General features: G+C 66.2%; 4 protein-coding genes. 3 read left to right on the top strand and 1 reads right to left on the bottom strand.

Annotated features, from left to right (window positions below; genetic code table 11):
• The 3 genes from eno to PSV33_RS08360 form a co-directional block, all read left to right on the top strand.
• Positions 1-1,050, top strand: a 1,050-nt coding sequence (eno, locus tag PSV33_RS08370; protein WP_300560571.1) for a phosphopyruvate hydratase, incomplete at its 5' end; no start/stop codon positions are given.
• Between the two features lie 174 nt (positions 1,051-1,224).
• Positions 1,225-1,500, top strand: coding sequence for a septum formation initiator family protein (locus PSV33_RS08365; protein ID WP_300560569.1), 276 nt, complete (start codon positions 1,225-1,227; stop codon positions 1,498-1,500).
• Between the two features lie 65 nt (positions 1,501-1,565).
• On the top strand, positions 1,566-2,105 hold the full coding sequence (locus tag PSV33_RS08360; protein WP_300560567.1) for a hypothetical protein: 540 nt from the start codon (positions 1,566-1,568) through the stop codon (positions 2,103-2,105).
• Positions 2,106-2,123: 18 nt separating this feature from the next.
• Here PSV33_RS08360 and PSV33_RS08355 read toward each other — a convergent pair.
• Positions 2,124-2,276, bottom strand: a 153-nt coding sequence (locus tag PSV33_RS08355) for an Hsp33 family molecular chaperone HslO (RefSeq protein ID WP_300560573.1), incomplete at its 5' end; no start/stop codon positions are given.

The raw sequence follows: 2,276 nt of genomic DNA, 5'->3' as shown, positions 1-2,276 counted from the left end.
CTGGGCCTGGACGCCAGCGAGCAGGCCTTCCTGGACCGCACGCTGATCGACCTGGACGGCACCGAGAACAAATCCCGCCTGGGCGCCAACGCCATGCTGGCGGTCAGCATGGCCGTGGCACGCGCCGCAGCCGAGGAGGCCGGCCTGCCGCTGTACCGCTACTTCGGCGGCATGGGGGCGATGCAGATGCCGGTGCCCATGATGAACGTGATCAACGGTGGCGCCCACGCCAACAACAGCCTGGACCTGCAGGAGTTCATGATCGTGCCGGTGGGTGCGCCCAGCTTTCGCGAAGCCCTGCGCTGGGGTGCCGAGGTGTTCCACGCCCTGAAGAAAATCCTGCACGACCGGGGCATCAGCACTGCCGTGGGTGACGAGGGCGGTTTTGCGCCCAGCGTTGAAAACCACGAAGCGGCGATCGCATTGATCCTGGAAGCCATCGACAAGGCCGGCTACACCGCCGGCGACCAGATCGCCCTGGCGCTGGACTGCGCCGCCAGCGAGTTCTACAAGGACGGCCTGTACGTGCTCGAAGGTGAAGGCGGCCTGCAACTCAATGCCCAGCAGTGGACCGACATGCTCGCCACCTGGTGCGACAAGTACCCCATCATCAGCATCGAAGACGGCATGCATGAGGGCGACTGGGACGGCTGGAAAATCCTGACCGAGCGCCTGGGCAAGCAGGTGCAGCTGGTCGGCGACGACCTGTTTGTCACCAACACCAAAATCCTCAAGGAAGGCATTGACAAGAACATTGCCAACTCCATCCTCATCAAGATCAACCAGATCGGCACCTTGAGCGAAACCTTTGCCGCCATCGAGATGGCCAAACGCGCCGGCTACACCGCCGTGATTTCGCACCGTTCCGGCGAGACCGAAGACTCCACCATTGCCGACATCGCGGTCGGTACCAACGCCGGCCAGATCAAGACCGGCTCGCTGAGCCGCTCGGACCGCATGGCCAAGTACAACCAGCTGCTGCGCATCGAAGAAGACCTGGGCGACATCGCGACCTACCCCGGCCGAGCTGCCTTCTACAACCTGAAGTAAATGGCCCCCACGCTCGCCGCTTCGGGCGCCTACGGCGCGCTGCCCCTTGCACGGCGAAGAGGGGCCGCTGCGCCTGCGGCCCGGCAAAGCCGGTTCCGCGGCCCTGGCTGGTCGGGATCCACCCCTGCCACGCTCGCGCGCTTCGAGCTGTTAGCAGCCTCTCCAGCCTAGGCAATGGGTAACCGCGTTGTCCCCGCCCTCCTGATTGCGCTGCTGGTCATCGTGCATGCGCAACTCTGGATTGGCCGGGGCAGCCTTCCCAGCGTCAATGAGATGCAGCGCAGGCTGACCGAGCAGACCGCCAAAAACGTTCAGGCGCAGGTTGACAACGAGCGCCTGGCCGCCGAGGTCAAGGACCTGCGCGAAGGCCTGGACATGGTGGAAGAAAAAGCGCGCCAGGAGCTGGGCATGGTCAAGCCCAATGAAATTTTTGTACAGATTGCGCCCTGAGCGCAGCTCGCCTGCTATTTTTTCAATAGCTGCTGGCGCAGTATCCATAGGCGCTGGAGCCTGCTTTGACGCATGATCGGGCAGCCTGCCAGGAACCCGGGCCGGCGCCGCGCCGCATCGCGCTGCTGGGCGCAGCGGGAACCGGCAAGACCCGGCTGGCTGGCGAACTGATGGCGGCGCTGGACGGCCGCACCGCTCTCCCTCCCATCCTGATTGCCGACAACCCGCCGCTGGCTTCATTGATGCCGGCCCGCGCCGGTGCGCCAGCAGCCCCCCGCGGCTTCGGGTTCGATCAAGTCCTGCTCCTGGGCCTGGACCTGCCTGTGCCCGCCGGTCTCGCGGCCACCCTGGAAGCGGCTGACCAGCACCTGCGCCAGCAGCTTGCCGACGCGGGTGTGCCCTACACCGTGGTTTACGGCCTGGGGCCGCAGCGCCTGAGCCATGCCCTGGGTGCACTGCGGAAGTTGATGAACGGCAACCAGCCGTCTGCGCCGGTGGCTGGTGACGAGGCGCGCCGTCCCTGGGTCTGGGCCTGCGACACCTGCAGCGATCCGGCCTGCGAACGCCGCCTGCTCAGCGACCTGCTGGCCCGCCGGACGCCCTGAGGGCAGCCGGCATGGCCACTACTGCACCGTAGGCGCGGGCGGCAGCTGGCTTTCCTGCCGGGTGAAAATCTGCGCGGCATCGACCGGGTCGAACCCGTACTGCGCGCCGCAAAACTCGCAGCCCACGTCGATGCGCCCCTGCTCGGCGATGATGCTTTCCACCTCGGCCGT

The organism is Polaromonas sp. (genome assembly GCF_029945895.1).
Taxonomy (GTDB): domain Bacteria; phylum Pseudomonadota; class Gammaproteobacteria; order Burkholderiales; family Burkholderiaceae_C; genus Polaromonas.
The sequence above is the reverse complement of the archived record's forward strand: the minus strand, read 5'-3'. Positions and strand labels throughout refer to the sequence as shown.